We start from the raw sequence: 2,693 nt of genomic DNA, 5'->3' as shown, positions 1-2,693 counted from the left end.
CCTCGCGCGCGCTCGCCGCGCGCCGGCGCACCATCTCCTCCACCCCGCTCGCATAGCCGGCGGCGGCCGGAGGTCCGGCATCGTCGTAGGAGGTGAGCACGGTGACGCCCAGCACCTTCAGCGCGCTGCCCGCCGCCCCCTTGGCGGCGGCCGTCAGCGTCTGCGGGTAGGCGTGGACCGTCAGAAGGCTGACGCCGCGCTCGGCGGCGGCGGCGGTGGCCTTCTCGACCGTATGGCCGATGTCGTGGAGCTTGAGGTCCAGGAACACCTTCTTGCCGGACCCGATCAGCTCGGACGCGAAGTCGAGGCCGCCGGCGATGGTGAGTTCCAGGCCGATCTTGTAGAAGGCGACGTCGTCGCCGAGCTGCCACACCAGCGCCTCGGCGGCCGCCACGGTGGGAAAGTCGAGCGCCACGATCAGGCGGTCACGGGGAGAGATTTCAGCGTCGCTCACGGGCTCAGCCCCTCCTCCATGGTGTGCCAGCCGCGCGGCGGCGCATCGCCGGCCGCGTACCAGCAGCCGCCGCCCACCGGCGGCTGATCGTGGATCCGGGAAATGGGGTATCCCGCGAGGTGGCACAGAAGCAAGGTCCCCACCCCGCCATGGCCGACGAACAGGGTCGGCACGCCGGGTGCTTCGGCCAGCGCGCGCTCCACGGCGCCGACGATGCGCGCCTGGGCGTCCCGCGCCGTCTCCCAGCCCCGCACGCTCGCGTCCGGCTGGGCGAAGAAGGCGTCCGCCACCGCCTGGAACTCGGGCTCAGGCAGGTAGCCGGTGGCGGAGCGGTCGTTCTCGTGCATGGCCGCGCGCACCTCCACGGCAAGGCCGAGGGCATCAGCACAGATCTGCGCCGCCTCCTTCGCCTTGACCTCGGTGGACGCGACGACGCGCCGGAAGGCCTTGAGCCCCGGTTGCGCGGCGAAGGCGCAGGTGCGGGCGCGGCCGACCTCGGACAGGCCCCAATCGGGCACCGGCACGGCCGGATCCACCCGGACCTGAGGATGGGTGAGATAGACAAAGCGCGTCACGACCCGCTCCCCGCCGCGCGGGCTTGGGGATGGGGCCGCGCGCTCGCCCTCACGGGCGGTGATAGGCCCACACGCGGGCGGGCGGCAGGTTGCGCCAGACCCGCGGGGAGACCTCGCCCTCGATCTTGCCCGGCACCAGCGGCACCGGCGAGACCACCGCATAGGTGAACTGCACGAACGGCGAACCGGGACGGGAGAGGTCGAACGCCTCGTTGACCATGCGGTGGCGCTCGGGCTGCGGCATGGTGAACAGCGGCAGCGAGGAGATGGTCCCCACCGCCGGCCCCGGCAGCTTGCCCGCCAGCGTCTTGCCGAGCGCATAGGCGTCGCCCTGGATCACCGTGACGCCGGGATAGCGCAGGCGCAGCAGGGCGCAGAAATCGGGATTGTATTCGATGAGGTAGAGCCGCTCGGGCGAAAAGCCGCGCTCCAGCAGCGCCTTGGTCACCGGGCCCGTGCCCGGGCCGAGCTCGATTACCGGACCGTCGTGGGTGGGATCGAGATACCGCGCCATCATCTTCGCCAGGGCCGGTCCGGACGGCGAGACCGCGCCGGTCTTGAGCGGATTCTGGAACCACGACTGGAGGAAGCGCACTTCGTCCTTGAGCGGCGGCTTCTTCCCGAGCGGCACTTTGGAGCCCGCCCTGCGCTGGTCGTGTGAATGAAGCATGGACACCTCGGCGCCCCCGGGGGATGGCAGGCGATTAGACGGGAAAGACAGTTGGGGGGGGTCAAGCTGGGCCGGGGCGGCCGGCGGCCTTTTTCCGCGCCCGTGCCGGCCGAGGCGTCGCGCGGCTTCGGTTGGACCAAAGCCATCCCGCGCGCCCTCATCGGGGAAAGGCCGGCCGATCGGCAGGCCTCACGCCCCCTCGCCCGGCGCGCCCTGGAAGAATTCCTTGACCTTCGAGAAGAAGCCGGCGGATTCCGGGTGGGTCTCGCCGGAGCTCTCCTTGTCGAATTCGGCCAGCAGCTCCCTCTGGCGCTTGGTGAGCTTCTGCGGCGTCTCCACCACCACCTGGACATACATGTCGCCGTGGGAGCGCGTGCGCAGAATCGGCATGCCCTTGCCGGAGAGGCGGAAGCGCTTCTGCGACTGGGTGCCCTCGGGGATCTTCACCTTGGTCTTGTCGCCGTCGATGGTGGGCACCTCCACCTGACCGCCGAGCGCGGCCGTCACCATGGAGATGGGCACCCGGCAGTAGAGGTCGGCCCCCTCGCGCTGGAAGAAAGCGTGCGGCTCGATGGACAGGAAGATGTAGAGGTCGCCGGCCGCGCCACCGCGTACGCCGGCCTCGCCCTCGCCGCCGAGGCGGATGCGGGTGCCATCCTCGACGCCGGCCGGGATCTGCACCGAGAGGGTGCGCTCGCGCGTCACCCGGCCCGCGCCGCCGCAGGCCCCGCACGGGTCCTCGATCACCGAGCCGCGGCCCTGGCAGGTGGGGCAGGTGCGCTCCAGGGTGAAGAAGCCCTGGGCGTGGCGGATCTTGCCGGCGCCGCCGCAGGTGCGGCAGGTCTTCGGCTGGGTGCCGGGCTTGGCGCCCGAGCCGTTGCACGCCTCGCAGGTGACGGAGGTGGGAATCTTGATCTGCGCGGTCTTGCCGGAGAACGCCTCCTCCAGCGTGATCTCCATGTTGTAGCGCAGGTCCTCGCCGCGCCCGCCGGCC

The 2,693-nt window shown here is 71.4% G+C and carries 4 protein-coding genes; all 4 read right to left on the bottom strand.

From position 1 onward, the window contains the following. On the bottom strand, positions 1-454 hold a 454-nt coding region (gene pyrF, locus AC2W7M_RS23360; RefSeq protein WP_486135311.1), incomplete at its 3' end, for an orotidine-5'-phosphate decarboxylase. Continuing rightward, the gene (locus tag AC2W7M_RS23355; protein WP_486135309.1) at positions 451-1,029 is read right to left on the bottom strand and encodes a histidine phosphatase family protein; all 579 of its coding nucleotides are present in this window, start codon (positions 1,027-1,029) and stop codon (positions 451-453) included. The genes pyrF and AC2W7M_RS23355, both read right to left, overlap by 4 nt. A gap of 49 nt (positions 1,030-1,078) precedes the next feature. Next, on the bottom strand, positions 1,079-1,699 hold the full coding sequence (locus AC2W7M_RS23350; RefSeq protein WP_486135308.1) for a class I SAM-dependent methyltransferase: 621 nt from the start codon (positions 1,697-1,699) through the stop codon (positions 1,079-1,081). Between the two features lie 189 nt (positions 1,700-1,888). Further along, positions 1,889-2,693 (bottom strand): molecular chaperone DnaJ (locus tag AC2W7M_RS23345; protein ID WP_486135306.1); only part of this gene is annotated, 805 nt, incomplete at its 5' end.

The organism is Xanthobacter sp. BG11Y11_SDJG (assembly GCF_057364445.1).
This window is presented reverse-complemented; position numbering and strand designations above follow the sequence as displayed.